A 16,853-nucleotide genomic window follows, 5' to 3' on the forward strand; every position below is an offset into this window, starting at 1 on the left:
GTTCCACGAATAGCTCGCGTTGAACGAGCTCCCAACGCCGATGTCGTAGGCGGCCCCGACGCCCACGCTGAAACCGTGCGCCCTGTCGTAGCCGACCACAAGACCGGCACCTATCGCCCACAGCCCGGACGGGTCAATCAGGTTGACGGGGTCGCCGCCGTAGCCGTAGGGGTTCACGTACTGCCCGGCAGGGTCGGGCGTTAGCCACATGCCCAGGAGCGGGTTGTAGAACCTCGCGCCGAAATAGTAGTTGCCGGTGGCGTCGTCAAGTTCCTTGTCCTGCCACCGCCTCTCACCCACCGGGGAAGACGACAGATAAACCGACGACACAGCACCGTACGGGTAATAGTCGTAGGCAGCCACGATGCCGTCCGTCCCGGCATAGGCACGGACGCTGCCCTGGTGGTCCACCAGCGGGTAGACTGCGCCGGAGGTGGCGGCATCGCGGAAGCCGCCGCCAGGAAGGTCCTCGCGCAGCATGGACTGGTAGGCATCGAACCGGTTCTTGCGCCACGTGCCTATGCCCTGGACCTCGGACTCCTCGTACTGCAGGCCGACCGGGCGCAAGGTCCGAGAGCGGTATATGCGGGAACCACCAAGTCCGTAGACGTAGCGTTCGTAACCCGTCTCGCTGTCATAGATGAAGTCGCCGCCGATGTCTTCGATGGAAATGCTGCCGGGCACCTCGGAATACATCCTGACCTTGTCAGGGAGGCCCGAGGAATTCAGTTCGTAGGCAGTCTTCCCCTGCCTGTCAAGCCACATCCGTCCAGAGGCGTCATAGCGGTAATACTCATCCGTGCCCTGACCGAAGGATATGCGCGTCGGACGGAACCGGTCTACGTCATAGATATAGTGGACCGACGAGCCCCCCTCCGTCTTCGTTGCAAAACGGCCGAACAGGTCATAGTTGTACTGTCCTGCAAGGGGGCCTTGCACCGAAGCCAGGCGGCCCTGGTTATCGTAGGCATAGGACGATGTCCGTACAACGTCCCCGACTCCGGGCAAGGAGCCGTAATCATGCACCACGCCTCCCAAGCGGCCGGACACGGGGTTGTCGTAAGTAAGCGTTTCGGAATACAGCGTCGCGCCGCCACGCGTATAGGTCCGCGAGAGCGGCCGCCCGTGGATATCGTGCACGGAGCCGTAGGACGATATTTCCATATTCCCGTCACTGCGCTGCGTAGTCAGCACGTTGCCGTAGGGGCTGTAGGTATAGTCCACCCGCGCACCGCCGGATTCCGTAGCGGATACAAGCCTGCCGTAGGAGTCGTACGCATAGGAGACGGTCCCCTTCGTGACGAAGGTCCCGTTTTCCCATTGCGACCAGGACATGGAGAGCAGTTCGTCCGCCATGCTATAAGAATAGCTTTTCCTGATGGCGACGGTTATCCCGCCGACATGCCGGACAAGGTATTTCGTCGTGATGCGGCCAAGGCGGTCCCTCGCGGAAAGGCTGATTTCGACGGCGTTCCCGTCCCTGTCATAGGCAATGCCGCCGACAGCATCGTTCGCGCGCACGCCGGACAGACCCTGACGCACCTCGTTCCACAGGTCGATGTCGTCCACCAGGCCGAGCCCCGCCAAGAAATCAAGACCCGGCCTACCGTACAGGTTCCGCCTCACGGGAACCACATCGCCCGCGGCAATGGCCGCGTCGGACGAGTCGAAGGAGCACGTTCCCCGGATTTCCGCGGTCAGGGAATCGCGGCCCATCCTGTCATAGAATACGGCGCTGAAATAGCGGGGACCGCGGGCCAGTTGCTCGGCAGACCGCGAGAACCGTACGCGGCCGAGGCTGTCGTAGCGGATTTCGGAAAGCCCCCTGTCGGCCGACTCCGACGCAGCAGGCCTCCCGGAAGCATCGTAGGAATGCGTACTGCCTAGACCCGCCTGCCCCTCGGGCCAGGCATGTACCAGGCGGCCGGCCGCATCGTACCCGTTGCGCCATACGAGCCCAGAAGTCCCGTCAAATGTTCTCGTGGCGACGACAAGGCCTCGATAATCCCTGATCGCCTGGGCAAAGCGCCCTTCCGCGTCGCGCGAGACGGACAGGAGATACCCGCCGCCGGACAGCATCCGCCGCCTGTATATGTCCTCGGCGCTCCTGTCGGAGAAGTCCGACTCCTCGATAAAATCGTCCACGGAAACCGCGGGAAGCTCCCATGTCTCGGGATGGTCCGGCCACGAAAGGAAGGAGGCGTCGGCAAGGCCGGCTTCGCGACCCGTGGATCCGGCGCGGTTCCCGTAGCGGGGATCGTTCTCCGTATAGGCCACCCCCCGCGCATCCGGCCTGTCCACCGAATCCGTCCCGTCATAGAAAAGGTTCGCACGCGACACGCATGCATGGCACGCCTTGTCGAAATAACCGAACGCGGACGTATCCCTCACGAAAGCCAGCGGGGAATAGCGGACCTTCCCGAGCCCGTCCGCGTACAGGCCCTGCACCCAGTAATGCCCCGCGGAAATCGAGTCCTGCACCTCGGCGGTGCCGCCGAGACCATTCTTCACGACATAGTTGGCGGAACGGCGAGACTGCGGGTCGGAGCCGTCATCCAGGTAATAGGTCGTCCGGAGCGTCGCCGGGATTACCGCGGCAAGTTTCCTGCCGCCGCACGGTGCGAAAACGAAACGGATGTCCAGGTTTTCCTTCATCGAGGCTATCCGCAGTGCCGCACCCGACCTGAAGTCGCCTCCAGAAAGCGGAGTCAGCAGGCCGACATGCCCGATACCGACGAGTCGGGAACCGGAAACGACCTCCTCCCCGTTCACGGTGACCGACACGAGCTCGCTTCCCGGGAGCGGCACGATACGGGAGGACGCGGACTCGCCCGCCCACATCGCGAAGGGGGATTCTCCCGACGGGTAGTCCATCCTGACATACCCGCCACCCTCAACCGTCAGGCTCAGCGTGTATTCCGGAGTCCGTGCGGGGAGGAACTGCACAGACGGGAGCTGGGAAAGCGAATAGACGATGCGCCCGAAAGAAAGCGACGTATTGGGCGTCCTCGCGCTGGTCAATTGGAACTTGAACGCGGGCGCCGGGCGGAAAACGACGGCCTCGTAGGAATGCGTTTCCAGTATCCTGTTCCAGCTGTCCTGGTAGTCGGACGGGAGCAAGCGGAGGGAAGATACGGAGGGTCCAAGGGTCGGGTACCCCGCCTCGTGCGTCCGCTCGATGGACTCTTCAAAGTACCAGAGGTGCACGGGGTCGTCCACGCTGCGGGGCTGCACGTCGAGCGATATCGAGGAAATTCCGCCCACGACCGGGTGTTCCCTGGAATGGTCGTAGGCGACAAGCGCACCGGCATGCTGGTATTCCCCGAAAGACGCCATCAGCCCCGAGGATGACACGGACATGGCCACCCCGCCACCGTTGAACGACTTGGCAACCCAGCCGGGGCGCAGGCCGGAGGCCCCGAAGATCTCCATGGAAGTCATCTGGTTGCCGGAAAGGATTTCCCTCCTGAACCCGTCATACAGGATCGGAACCATCCAGTCATCCCTCACGACGGACAGCCCGCCAATCAGGTTCGCAAGCGACGGAAGGAAGTGCTGGACCGCGGCCTCGAAGTGGCTCCAGAGCTGGACCTGGATTTCCCCGTCGGAATAGAACAGGACCTGCAGCGAATACTCCTTACCAGCCTCTTCGAAGCGGCCGAACTCCACAACGGTAAAGAAATCCGTCCTGTCATCGAAGGTCTCGGTTACGAACCCGTACCTGAACGTACTGCCCAGGGAGCCCTCACACCTCACCGGATAGACATAGGGAACCAGGCCGACGTCGATATGCTCGCCCGTCTCCCCCAGGGCTATCCTGCCGTCCGCATAGACGGACAGCCTGTCGTATGTACGGCCCCTGAAGGATACCCGATAGTCGGGCGGAAGCGAGAGAGGGGTATGCGATATCCCGTCGTCCGCAGAAGGCAACGTGTCGGAAAACACTACTTCCAGATCCACCCAGCCGGGCAGCGCCTGGTATATGCCGGGTTCCGTGTAACGCGGGCTTTCCACGACGCCGTCCAGGGCGAACCCGGGAACCACGCCGAACAGCAGGAATATCGCAAGAAGCATCGTCATGGGCCCCCCACCACGGATTCAGGCTGCACGTTCAGCGACTGGGCGGCGATATGACCGTTGACATGCGCATGCGAAGCCACGTTCACCGTCGCATGCGGGGCGACAAGGACAAGGCCGAACGCCGTGTTCACTCCGAACTGGATAGAGCCCGCAAGGTTCGTGTAGAGGAACATCCCGGGAACGTTCCCGTCGGACTCCGTCCTCGCCCTGTCGGAGAAGGAGACATTGCCATCGACCCACAGACGCACCCCGTTCCCTTGCGGTTCAAGCTTAAGGAGGGCATCGGGTTCGACGGAAAGCGAAGACAGGTAGTAGTCCCCCGGCTGAAGGACCAGCGTCGAATTCGCGAACGCGTGGACGTCGCCGTAGCGCCCGGGAGCCAGCCGCAAGGTGTCTCCCTGATACACGTCCACGTTCCCGGTTCCCGTCGAGAAACTCACGGAAGGGATCTCGGGCAGGACGACCGTTCCCTGCCGGAGGCTCGCGTACGAGGCCCCGTCCTGCAGCGTGACATTCCCCCCTGCAGTCACGTCCCCCACCGTAGCGCGGTTTCGAAGCAGCAGGTCGTCCTTAACGAGGAGCGAGCCCGAGTGGAGCGCATCCGTACCGAACTCGGCTCCCGACACGGCCACGTCCCCGTAGACGGTGTCCCTGTCTGCGAGCGACATGTTCCCCGAAGCGAACAGGACATAGCCCGCGATCTCGCGGAAAGGAGACGGGATAAACGAAGAATCCTGGCCGGGGTCGCCACCGCCCGGACCGGGCGGGCCGTTCTCGCCGGGAATCACGTTCACCACGGACGTGTCACCGAGCGTATCCGCAAGCAGTAGCGTCGTCCCCGCGGTGTCACGCAAGTCTATCGGGAGGCAGACGTTGCGGAAGTACGGGACGCCCTTCCAGAGCAGGGTCCAGCCGTAGTTGAACTGGAAACAGATTTCGCGGACGCTCCCGGTATCGAGGCTCACGACCGCCGTAGTGTCGGGCGAGAGCGGAAGGACGATGACCCCGGCATCCCCGCCGACGACTTCAAGTCCGGGCCGCGGGGCCTTCTCGCGCGTAATCCGTACCGTGTAGACAAGCGAAAGCCCGTCCTGTCCGACGACACGGATACGGACCGTGTTCATCCCCTCCTCGAGCGGAATTGTCGCCGACGGATCCTCGACAAAACCAAACAGGTCTCGCAGGAAGAACAGGAAACGGGACAGGAGTGAACCATCATTGCCCGAATTCCAGAGAGAAACGAGCGAATCGCCCCGTTCGAACTGAACCGCGAGGACCTCGTTCTTCTTCATGAGCCGGGGCGAAAGGGTCACCGACGATACGGAACCGGGAACGACCAGTTCGTAGTCCAGTATATACTGCCTGAAGGCGTCGTTCACTGACGCGCCGTCGGCCGACATCCCGAGGGCGGACAGCGTGATGTCCTTCGCGCCGTCGGCGACATGCTTCAGCGGGACTATGCGGTTGCGGCGGCCGACGTTGTCCGAACTGGACGACTCGCGGAAGACGACTGTCGGCGTACCTTCCGCACCGAGCGCGAGTGACGCCGCGTCAGGTGCGTAGGCGGCGGACGCGAAGGCGGGACGGCCCACGGAAAGCCACCTTCCTCCAGCATGGCGGACAAGGGTAAGGTTGCGGCCGTTCTCCTCGTTCGAGAACAGCACGTAGGGGACCCCGTCCCTTACAGCAAAGTCGAAAGCGGAATTTCCGTCGAGGTACGCGACTATCCGTGACTCCGCGACCGCATCGGATGCATGGAGCGCTGCATGGACGGATGTGTCAAGGTAGGGCTCGAAAACGAAGTCCGCGACTGCATGCCCCGCGCTGTCGACTCCGTCGACATAGTGCCCGCGGAACACGGAAAGCGCATACCTGCCGACCAGAGAATCGAGACCGTGGAGGACGGCCATGTACAGGTAGTCCGCGTCGCCCGCGAGTTTCACGTCGCGGACACCGAGGAGCGGGACGGTGTCGTCGACCACGAGAACATCCCCCAGCAGGTCGGGCAACTCGCCATGGGCGGGGCCCGCCCAGATGTCACCAATCTCGGGGATGCCGGATTCCGCCGATGTGAAGAATCGTTTGACGATGACGGCCTTCGGCATGGCAAGACCCGAGTCGCGGCCGAGCGCGGGAAGGCTGCCAACGTAGGCGACGAACGGCTTGCCTCCGGGGCCGACGGCGACATCCGCGGACGCGACACGGGAACCGTGGACATGCCCGGCAAGGACCGGCGGGGCCGAGGAAAAAGTCGTATCGGCAATCTGCGGCAAACCAGCGAAAGGTTCAATATTTCCACCCGTGACACAGCCCGTCCTCAGGCCGGACACCGTATCGCCCTCCACCGCGCCGTACAGAACGCAGGGATTGCCGCCGTACCGGAACATCCTGTAGATTCCGCCACCGCCCGCGAACGCACCCAGTTTCGACCATGTGCCGCCGGAAACGGAATAGATTCCCACGGAATCTTCCACACCGCCGTCGTAGTCGGAACTTCTCGACAGGACAAGGGTTCCGCCCCCCGTCGAGGAAACGGCCTCTGCATCGCCGGGCAGGGCCGTCGTGGTCTGCCATGCGTTCCCGTCATAGGCGGCAGAGACCAGTCCAGCGGCCGACGCGTAGTAGATAACCGACGAGTCACGACCGTTCCCGAACGAGGGTGACTTGCCCTCGAACAGGGGACCGCCGTAATCCACCCAGTCCGACTGAGCCCTCGATATCCGCAGGGTATAGACGTCCGATTCGAAGGGTTCGATGTCGACATCCAGAATCCATTCGGCATTCCCGTCCAGGGCGGACCGGAATCCGTCAACCGAATGGCAGCACGAGGTCTGCCATTCCGCTTCGGCACCCGACGCGCGGAACCTGTAGCGGAGACGGTCGGACTTCTGCGCCGGACTCCAGGAGAAAGACAACTCCGACGCGGAGCCGGGAAGCACGAGACTCGACTCGCCGCCAGACTGCGGGAACAGAGGGATCCCGTTGACCGTGAGCGAGGAAAGGGCGTCGCTTCCTGCCAGATGCTCCCTGCAGTCGGCGCTCCCGTATTCCCTTTCTGAAAGGAGGCGCAAGTTCCCGTCGACATCCTCGCCGTACACCCTGCCTATCCGGCCCTGCGCATCGCGGGCGACATAGCTTCCTACCCCGCGCGAGTCAACCTGCGCGGATACGCCTCCCCAGTACCTGTCGTAATAGGTCACGGACGCATCAGCATCGTGGGGAACCACGCGCACGTCCTGCAGCCTGAAATTCCCGGAACCCGTCGAAAGCGACACGGGGACGCTCCCCGCGGGGATTTCCCCGAGCCATTCCACGTAGCTCCATTTCCCGGCGGCACTCCCCTGGACCGAGACCGTATGCAAGTTCACCCCATTGGCAGAAATGCCGAGGACATTCGGGACCGCGTCGACATTCTGGACCCAGAACGAAAACCTGTATTCGCCGCCATGCGAGGAAGGTATCGTGAACGAGAGCGGATGGTCGGGAGACACCCCGATTGCACCCGCGGCAAAACGTCCGTACCCTGTCCCGCTTCCCGAAGTCGCATCGCCAAGGAGACCGACCTGCCAGCACGAGGTGACGGACATGCCCGACAGGGCGCAGGAGTCCCCCGGCAGCATGAATATCTCGCCCACGCCCGCATTGGACACCGAGACCCTGGGCAACCCGTCGGGACGGTCGTCATACAGCACGGAGGACTTTATGCCCAGGCGGTCCGTCTCCTCGACAGGCCTGTTATCCACGTAGCCGGAGATACGCCGGGAGAGCTTCCAGCGGGAAGCCTGCGAAGAAGAATTCCACGAAAAGTCGGGGAAAGAGGGCGACGCCGCTATCGTCATGGAGCTGTCGAGGAACCATTCGTCGGCGACGGCAGGCCTCGTCGTCCCCGGGAGGTCGACCGCATACCTCGCGACGCTGGCCGTAGCGACCATCCCGGTATCGCAGTCGGGAATGCAGGTATAGCCCGCGGCCCTCTCCTGCAGACGGTTCGCGTCAAGCAGGGACGGATATATCCCGGCCGCATATACCGTCCGTTCCTCGGAAACGGGCCTGTCGGCCATGAAGGTCCTTACGGAACCGGGACGGCCGTTTACGGAATCCACATACGCGGTGACGACCTTGGAATGCACGCCCTTCACCCAGCTTTCCTTCCGGTCGACCCGGTCCTGGTATATGAACCCGGGCCATAGCGAATCGCGGTGCCTCTCAAAATGCGTAAGCACGCTCTTCTCCACCATGCCGCCGACACTCACGTTCTCGTGACAGATCTGCCCCGTGCCGAGGCCATATTCCGCGGTGTCCGGCCGGCAGAGGGTCTTCGTCATCACGCCCGCGTTTTCCGGAAGGTCCACCTTGTACGAACTGATGAGCGGCGTGTTGTGGACGTAGTCGAACGCAAGGTCCGGCGAGTCCCCGAAGAAGTACCTGTAGCCGTAAGGAACGACCTTGTCCTCGACAGGATCGACAGTCCTCTTTTCCGACACCACATGGATTCCGTCTCCGCCCTCGAAGGAATCGCCCATCTTGTAATAGATGGTCGTTTCGTCCCATGTCGTATCCTCCGCGAAAATGAAGGGGCCCATGGCATATCCGCCATCCTTCATGTTTATCCGCTGTTCTATCGTGTTCCACTGTCCGTAATTCCGGAAATAGCCGTGATGCGTCTTCCACTCATAGAACCAGCCGTCGCCAACCAGGACCTTCTTCTCCTTGTCCCTTTGTCCGAAATCACGTTCCCCGGAACGCTCCCATCCGCCATCCTTCCTCTCGAAGAGTTCTATACGCGCGGCATCGTACGTCATGCTCCATAACGGGACCGTAAAGCACCTGTAATCAACCTTCCACTTGGAAAACTTGAAGCTGCAGGACAGCGGCAACTCGATCAGGTTGTCCACATAGGGACGCCGCGCGACGAAGAAGTCCTTTCCCGACCTGGCGTCCCAGCGGGCCTCACCGATCATGTCGATGTCGTCGTTGTGGACCATATTCATGTTGAGAAACGGGATATCCCATTTTTCCCCGTCCCAGTCGAACAGCGACATGTCATCCTGGTCATTGTGGCGGACGGCAAAATAGCGGTCACCCGACGCCTGGACCGATATATCCTGTTTGAATCCGTTCAGCCTCTTCGTGAGGCGCTTCTCCCATCCCGACCCCTCCCAGTGCCAGGCCCTGACGTATTGCCCCGTCAGGTCCCGCCCCTCCTCCGTCCCGAAGAGAATCCCGTCTCCAAAGGTATACGTATCGTCATCATCCAGGTTATCCCTGCTGAGGATATTCGTCAGGCTTACCTGATTCGCCGAATAGTCGAACGTGAAAACCCTCAGGCATCCATTGTTGCCGTAATCTTCCCCCAGGTAGAATAGCGCCAGGTGATTCCTGGCCGTATAGACCCTCAGTTTCTCCATGTCGAAGGAACCTTCCTCGGCCTCCAGGTCATCCAGCGTATAGGTGTCTCCCCAGGCCGTCCACGGGATCGACGTCTTGAGAGTTCCGCCGGAAGCAACATGCGACTTGACGATATAGCCCGGACCGAGGACGACCCTGTCGCGGGGACCGGAACACCTTATTGCCGTGCCGACCTGCCAGTCCTTCCCGTCAAAGACGACCGGATACATGTAGTAGGAGTCTTCCTCGCTGTTCGTCACGTATACAAAAAAGTCCCTGTCCCCGGCATAAAGCATCCCCTTGTCGCTGTAGCCGAACCGGCCTATTTTCTTCCTTGCGCCCCATCCGCCATTGCGCCAGAAATAGGCATAAATCGCATGGTCCGTCTTGCTCTTCCCGACAAGGTAGGGGGTCCCGTCCATAAGGTTGCCCGAGACCACACCCGACAGGGGCAAGGTCTCGGAATAGAGCCGCTCCCCCTCCCCCCGCACTGAGACATATTTATAGTCGAATTCTACCCGCCCGCAGCCGGAGCCCTGCATCGAGGCCATCGTCCCGAAAGGATAGGACATGTCCTTGGCAAACCTCTCCGCGTCGTCGTTGTACGAATAGTCTTCGCGGTCGACGAGGTTTCCGTCCCCGTCCAGGAACGTCACCGACGTAAGCAGCCTCTTCACGTAGCCCGCGACAGTCTTCCCGTCCGGCCGTACCGAGATGGGACCATAGCAGAATTCAACCGAACCAGTCCTCTTCCCGTCGGCAGCCTTCGTCCTTATCGCGGAAAGGAACTTGCGTTCAAGGGGATCGACAAAGGCGTCCTCCACACCGCTTCCGGGAGTCTCGTCCTTCCCATGGGAATCAACATATTCGCCACCGAAATCTCCCGTTCCCTTTTCTCCCAACTCAAAATCAATGGACACCCCGGAAGAGGACACCACACGCTTCAAGTATATTTCCTTGGTATAGCGGCTGTCCGAACGGGATGTACCGAACGCTAGCCCCTCCCATTCCTGCGAATAGGAATAGCTTATGGTATTCCCGTCAAGGTCCCTGTCCTCAACAAGCGCCCATGCCCGCGGATACGGGAAATCGCCGGGGTCGGTCGCATGGCCGACATGCCCGTAGGATTTCGGCCACGCCAAGTCATACTGGGTCGCAGCGGGAGCCGGGCAGGGCACATCCCTGTTCGAACGGCAGTAGGAAAAGTCCCCGTAGGAATGTCTCAGCCCCGAGTCGTCCGTCAGCCTCCACCCCACGACAATATCGTACTCCTTTTCGTCAAAGGAGACATGTTCCGTCACACGCTCAAGTTTCCAGTACGGCTGTCCCTCCAGCCACCACCGTCCCCCATCGTACAGGATCCTGCTGCGCAGCCCCTCCGCAGTCACCAGCCAGTAGACGTCGTCGCCCAGGAACATCGAGCCGTTATGATCCGAGACTATCTGGGAGAAACCGAGCGAGAAGCCGAGTCCGACCCATCCCGTCGGAGCCTCGTCGTTCTTTACCCTAGTGGCCTTGACGACGTTGCCGGAATAGTTCAGCGAGAACGTGGCCGATAGCTTGCCGGCAGAAATCCGGGCCACTGGTTTCGAGAAGGCGACCGTTCCGGACAGCGGGTTGACGCCGCCCTCCGGGGAGATGAACTGGTTGAACGCGTTGGAGGATTCCACAGCACCGGCAAACGCCACCCCGGAAAGGAGAAGCGCACAGAGGATGCCGGACACTCCAAAGAAACGAACCATGTAAGTAATATATATCTATTACGTAAGAAAAGCAATGTTTTTTTGAAGTCTTTGTCAGGAATACTAGTATAATTCTCCACCTATCACTTTCCGCATTCCGGAGAATCCGCCTTTTTTAGCAAAAAACGACATTTTAGACATCCCGTCCATAACGCACATCACACCCTATCTTGAATCGCCGCCGAAAAATTTCTAACTTGGCGGGCCATGAAAGTTTCGAGCGTTTCCACCCTGATTATCGCGATGCTGCCAGCGCTTTCTGCCGGCAACGAAGTCATAGCCATGGCACCCGCCACCGAACAGGCCCCCATCCAGGAAACAGTCGTCGAAACCATTCCCGAAAATAATTCCGAAATTGTCGTACCCGATTCTGCCGTAAGCGAAGCCGTCACGCAGGATCCTTCCGAAGTCGAAGCGGCCGAAGCCGAAATGGAATACCTGGACTTCAGCGGGGCGCATTTCCCGACCCTCCACGGCACCCTCCTCAATTCCCCCTACGGAATTCGCAAGCACCGCCTTCACCGCGGAGTCGACCTCCACCTCCATATCGGCGATTCCGTTGTCGCCGCCTACCCCGGCAAGGTCGTCGTATCGAAATATAACCGCCGCGGCTACGGCAACTACATCATGGTGGAACACGCCAACGGGACCCGCACCCTATACGCCCATCTCCAGAAGCGCCTCGTAGACGTGGGCGCCACGGTCGAAGGCGGCCAGCTCATCGGAAAGGGCGGCAACACCGGGCGTTCCAGCGGGCCGCACCTGCATTTCGAAATCCGCTACGGCGAAGTCAACATCGACCCCGCCACCGTCTTCGATTTTGAAAAGGGCGAACTCCTCCCGAATACGGACCGCTACGCCCTCGCCCCCGCCATCGACAGCCACAACGCCATCCAGGCCGAACTCTCGAAGCACCGCTTCCACAGGGTGCGCCCCGGCGACACGCTCGGCAAAATCGCGCAGATGTACGGGACGACTGTCGAAAAGCTCTGCAAGCTAAACAAGATTACCCGAACCTCCATCCTGAGGATCGGGCAAAACATCCAGTGCTCTTAATTCTATCCGCAATCCGGCGGATTACTTCTGCAGCTGCTTTACGCGGATAGGCAGCGCCTTCGACACGGGTTGCAGATTGCTCTTCGCATAGCTATTGACAATGCGCTTGTAAAGGTCGTTCACCGACTTGAACGTGAAACCCTTGGCCGTCTCACGCCACAGGTGCTTCGCGTGGAGTTCTTCCGTATAGTCGCGCAGGGGAACCGTGCTGTGGCCGTTCTCGTCGAAATAGGTGATGGAACCTTCCATGTTCGCACGGGTCACCTCGATCTTCGACTTGTCTCCATCGACCGTCTTCTGGACTTCGAACTTTGCGACGCCTCCGAGAATCGTCCCCAGGCGGAACTGGTTCGAGATGAAGTTCCCGAGCGACCAGAACACGAGAGCCTTGTTGCCCTTCTTCGTCTTGAATACGCCAAAGGGCTCAATCACGTGCGGGTGCGCGCAGACCAAGATGTCGGCACCCGCATCGATGGCCTTCTCCGCCCTCGCGAGCGATTCCTTGTCCGGAAGCTCCGTATATTCCGTTCCCATGTGAAGGAAGGCGACCACGACTTCGGCGTTGCGGTCCGCCTCGGCGATGCGCTTCAGCCACTTGCCCTCGGAATCGAGCATGTCCACCATGTACTGGCGGTCATCCGGCATCTTCTGGGCATTCAGGCCGTAGGTAAAATTGAGGAACGCGAACTTGATTCCGTTTTTCTCGTCATACCTGATCTGAGCCTGGTCCTCGGCCGTACCGTGGATCCCGAGTACCATCATGGGCTTGTCTTTCCAGAAATCTAGCGTATAGTCGACCCCCTTCGCCTTGCGGTCCATCGTATGGTTGGTCGCGTGCGTCACGATATCGAAGCCCGCATTCACCTCGGCAAGCCCGACCTCCTCGGGAGAACCGAAAGTCGGATACGAGGAATACTTGTCCTCGCGCGGAATAAAGACTGTTTCCTGGTTCACGCACGCATAATCCGCCGAATCGATATCGGCCTTCCATTTGGCAAAGAACCTGTCGAACACGCACTTGGACGCATCCTTCTCACAGGCATCGTAGATGGCGGAATGCATCAGCACATCGCCAATGGCGAAGAAAGAAACCTTGGAGACCTGCGGGTCGGCAAATACGGACGCCGCAGAAAGCAGAAAAACGGTTGCAAATTTTTTCATAGGGCAGTTCCTCGATTCAGGGACTACCGAAAGATAATAAAAAAGGAATCATCCGCTTATGACGTCATCGCAAACGGCATCGTCGCAAATGGCATCGTCGCATATTGCGGCGAGCATGCGTTCGTGCGTGCAGACCTCGGGCGAAACCCCGTGAATACTACCCGTAGAATAGAACGACGTGCAGGCGCATTCGTGCGCATGGCAGCGGAAGCGTATGGCACAACCCTTGCAGTCTTCCTTGTCGCGACTGAAGAAGTCCAGGATATCGCGGGCCACCGCTCCGTTCCAGATTTGCGCTGGGTCGTCAAAGACATTGCCCAAAATGTAGGGAGCATCCGGCTTGCTCGTGATAAACCGCGTGCAGGGGAAAAGGTTCCCGTTCGCGGCACAGGCGACAATGCCCTCGGCCACCTGGCAGCTGGACGTGCGGTGGCGCTGCCCCGTAAGCCTGAATTTCAGTTTGTCCTGGATGGTTCCCAGGTAGAAGGGGACTTTCTTGCGCTTGAGTTCGAGCCAGAATTCGGCAAGTTTCTCGTATTCTGCGGCAAGGGCATCGAATTCCTCCCCCGTCCACTTGCCGTCGAAATCCACGGCGGCGGTCATGTTCCTGAACCCCTGCGCCTGTATCCAGCGGGCCGCATCGGAAAGCGAGCGCATGTTGTCGCGGGTCACCACCGAAAGCACGACCGTATCGAGCTTGGTAAGAACAGGAATATGCGGTTCAATCAGCTTGAAGGAGCCCGCCCCGCCCACCTGCTTGCGGCAGATGTTGTGGTGCGCCTCGGGGCCGTCAAGCGAGAGGTAGATACGGAACTTTTCGCGCTTCAGGTACTCGATGATGTCTTCGTTCAGCAAGGTGGCGTTCGTGTTGACAGCAAAACGCAGGCGAAACTTCGGCGACGTCGTATTCGAAGTCGGCGGCCCGAGCAAAACTTCTTCGCCAAATCGTTCATGCACCAAGCCTTTCGCAAGCTCCACTCCCCTGCGGATGGAATCCATGCAAAGTAACGGCTCCCCGCCAAAGAAAGTGATGTTCAAAAAACGCTGGTTCAGCGAAAGAGTGCGTTCAAAAGCAAGCCTAATCGCCGCCTCCATAATGTCATTCGACATCACCAGGCTGCGGGCCTCGTGGCTCACCTTGTAGTAGCAGTAGGTGCAACGCAGGTTACACCGTTCCGTTAAAGAAAGAACCAGGTTCATTGGCGAAAATTACTGCTTCGGTTCATCCATGCGTACCGGCGTGTCCTCGATGACCCCCGACAACATCGGCCCCGGTTCTACAACCGGTTCAGTTACAACCGGATCGCCCGCAAGCGGTCCCGACTCCGTAGAAGAGGAAGACGGCAGGATTGCATCGCTAGAGGAATGCGGCAAGCCAGACGTCGTAGAGCTCGATTCAATTCGTTGGTATGACGAACTAGAAGATTCCAGATGCCCGGTGTCGATGTTGGAGCCAGATTCCGGTTCAATATATTCCGGCGGAATTACCTCGCCCGAAGTCACATCAAGCGAATCTATTTCATAACTGCTGGAAGAAAGCCTAGTCTGGGAAGAACTGGATTCATTATACTCCCAATCGCATGGCATTTCCCCGCAAGTCATCTGCTCAGAGGAAGTGGGCTCTATAACATCTCCACTGGTTGCCGAAGTCGTATCGCATGCCGTCAGCGCCGCACTAGCAAGCACTGTAGCCGCCGACACCCCAAGCATCGAGGCGAGTTTCTTTTGCGTGGAAGGCGACCACGCTAGGTTCTTTTCCACCTTCTTTTTCGAAATATCCATTGTGTCCTCCTATTTTATCACAATATAAATTAATAAGCGCCCACAAAAACGTCAAGAGGCTCAATTCGCAAAAATCCGTGAGAAAAGCACCAAAAACATGTCACAACACCGCATATTATACACTTTGTTTCATATACAAAACAAAGACCCCCGCTCAAGGCGGGGGTGACAATTCAGGATTGAGGTTTATAATTAAACCTTCAATTCGCCGGCGTCGATAGTAGCCCAATCCGGGATCTTTTCAATAGCCGGACGCACCTCTTCGGTCACAAACTTCACAACCTGTCCCGGAGCGCGCCCCACGAACTTGCGGAGGTCGAGGATTTCCTTGAGTTTCGCTTCGGTGATGCCGAGTTTCTGGAACTTTTCATTCTTCAGCACGCGTTCGAGCAAGTCGTTGTCCTTGCCCTGTTCCTTCACGACCTTGCCTGCTTCCATGGACATCACGCGGATTTCTTCGTGGAGTTCCTGACGGTCACCGCCGTTCTTCACACCTTCCATGATGATGTTTTCGGTAGCCATGAACGGGAGTTCGGCCATGATGCGCTTCTCGATGACCTTCGGGTAAACCACGAGGCCGTTGGTGACGTTCTCGGCGATGATGAGCATGGCATCCATGGCGAGGAACGCTTCCGGAATGGCGAGACGCTTGTTCGCACTGTCATCAAGCGTACGTTCGAACCACTGCGTCGCCTGCGTAAAGGCGGTGCTGTTCACCAGGGCCATCACGAAACGAGCGAGAGAGCAAATACGTTCGCTACGCATCGGGTTACGCTTGTAAGCCATGGCGCTGGAGCCAATCTGAGTCTTTTCGAAGGGTTCTTCCACTTCCTTGACGCCCTGCATGAGGCGCATGTCGGTGGCGAACTTGTGCAAACTCTGAGCGATGGAGCTGAGCACCTGGTTCACGCGGTTGTCCCACTTGCGGGTGTAGGTCTGGCCGGTGATGGTGAGCACGCGCTTGAAGCCTGCCTTGGCGGTCACGCGGCGGTCCAGTTCCATAATCTTTTCTTCGTCGCCGTTGAACAGGTCCATGAAGCTAGCCTGCGTACCGGTGGTGCCCTTCACGCCGCGGAACGGGAGCACTTCGATGAGGAAGTTCAATTCTTCGAGGTCGATGAGCATGTCCTGAAGCCAGAGGCAAGCACGCTTACCGACGGTGGTGAGCTGGGCGGCCTGGAAGTGCGTTGCACCGAGCTGGGCCATGTCCTTGTATTCCATCGCAAACTTGGAAAGCTTGTCCATCACGCGGCAAAGACGCTTGCGCACGAGAATCATGGCCTGCTGCATCTGGATAAGGTCAGTGTTGTCGCCCACGAATGCGGAGGTCGCACCCAGGTGGATGATGCCCTTAGCCTTCGGGCACTGCACGCCGTAAGCGTAAACGTGGCTCATCACGTCGTGACGGCGGCGCTTTTCTTCTTCTTCGGCGACTTCGAAGTTGATGTCCTTCTCGTGGGCCTTCAGTTCGTCCACCTGCTCCTGCGTAATCGGGAGGCCGAGTTCCATTTCGGATTCGGCGAGGTAAATCCACAGCTTGCGCCAAGTTTGGAACTTGTACTGCGGGCTGAAGATGAAACTCATTTCCTTGCTGGCGTAACGCTTGATAAGCGGGCTTTCGAACTGATCGCGCATGATTTATCC

7 protein-coding genes are annotated in these 16,853 nt (G+C 59.4%); 1 reads left to right on the forward strand and 6 read right to left on the reverse strand.

The window, feature by feature from the left end; all coding sequences use genetic code 11:
• Together B4B27_RS11485 and B4B27_RS11490 are read right to left on the reverse strand one after the other, a co-directional pair.
• The coding region (locus tag B4B27_RS11485; protein WP_290726626.1) for an RHS repeat domain-containing protein at positions 1 to 4,080 on the reverse strand (4,080 nt) is incomplete at its 3' end.
• The gene (locus B4B27_RS11490; RefSeq protein ID WP_290726628.1) at positions 4,077 to 11,210 is read right to left on the reverse strand and encodes a cadherin-like beta sandwich domain-containing protein; all 7,134 of its coding nucleotides are present in this window, start codon (positions 11,208 to 11,210) and stop codon (positions 4,077 to 4,079) included. The genes B4B27_RS11485 and B4B27_RS11490, both read right to left, overlap by 4 nt.
• Before the next feature lie 207 nt (positions 11,211 to 11,417).
• On the opposite strand from B4B27_RS11490, the gene B4B27_RS11495 reads away from it, so the two are divergent.
• Positions 11,418 to 12,266: a M23 family metallopeptidase gene (locus B4B27_RS11495; RefSeq protein ID WP_290726630.1), complete on the forward strand. Its 849-nt coding sequence runs from the start codon at positions 11,418 to 11,420 to the stop codon at positions 12,264 to 12,266.
• A gap of 21 nt (positions 12,267 to 12,287) precedes the next feature.
• Here the strand turns inward: B4B27_RS11495 and B4B27_RS11500 are convergent, their stop codons facing one another.
• The 4 genes from B4B27_RS11500 to purB all read right to left on the reverse strand — a co-directional run bounded on the left by B4B27_RS11500 (position 12,288) and on the right by purB (position 16,844).
• Complete coding sequence (locus B4B27_RS11500) at positions 12,288 to 13,427, reverse strand: CapA family protein (protein WP_290726632.1); 1,140 nt, start codon at positions 13,425 to 13,427, stop codon at positions 12,288 to 12,290.
• A 48-nt stretch (positions 13,428 to 13,475) separates the two neighbouring features.
• The gene (locus B4B27_RS11505) at positions 13,476 to 14,627 is read right to left on the reverse strand and encodes a radical SAM/SPASM domain-containing protein (RefSeq protein WP_290726634.1); all 1,152 of its coding nucleotides are present in this window, start codon (positions 14,625 to 14,627) and stop codon (positions 13,476 to 13,478) included.
• 9 nt (positions 14,628 to 14,636) lie between these two features.
• Positions 14,637 to 15,209 carry a hypothetical protein gene (locus tag B4B27_RS11510; protein ID WP_290726635.1) on the reverse strand — a complete coding sequence of 191 codons (573 nt, stop codon included), beginning with the start codon at positions 15,207 to 15,209 and terminating at the stop codon, positions 14,637 to 14,639.
• Positions 15,210 to 15,401: 192 nt separating this feature from the next.
• Complete coding sequence (gene purB, locus B4B27_RS11515; protein ID WP_290726637.1) at positions 15,402 to 16,844, reverse strand: adenylosuccinate lyase; 1,443 nt, start codon at positions 16,842 to 16,844, stop codon at positions 15,402 to 15,404.
• Between the last annotated feature and the right edge of the window lie 9 nt (positions 16,845 to 16,853).

This window comes from Fibrobacter sp. UBA2449 (genome assembly GCF_002342555.1).
Lineage (GTDB): Bacteria > Fibrobacterota > Fibrobacteria > Fibrobacterales > Fibrobacteraceae > Fibrobacter.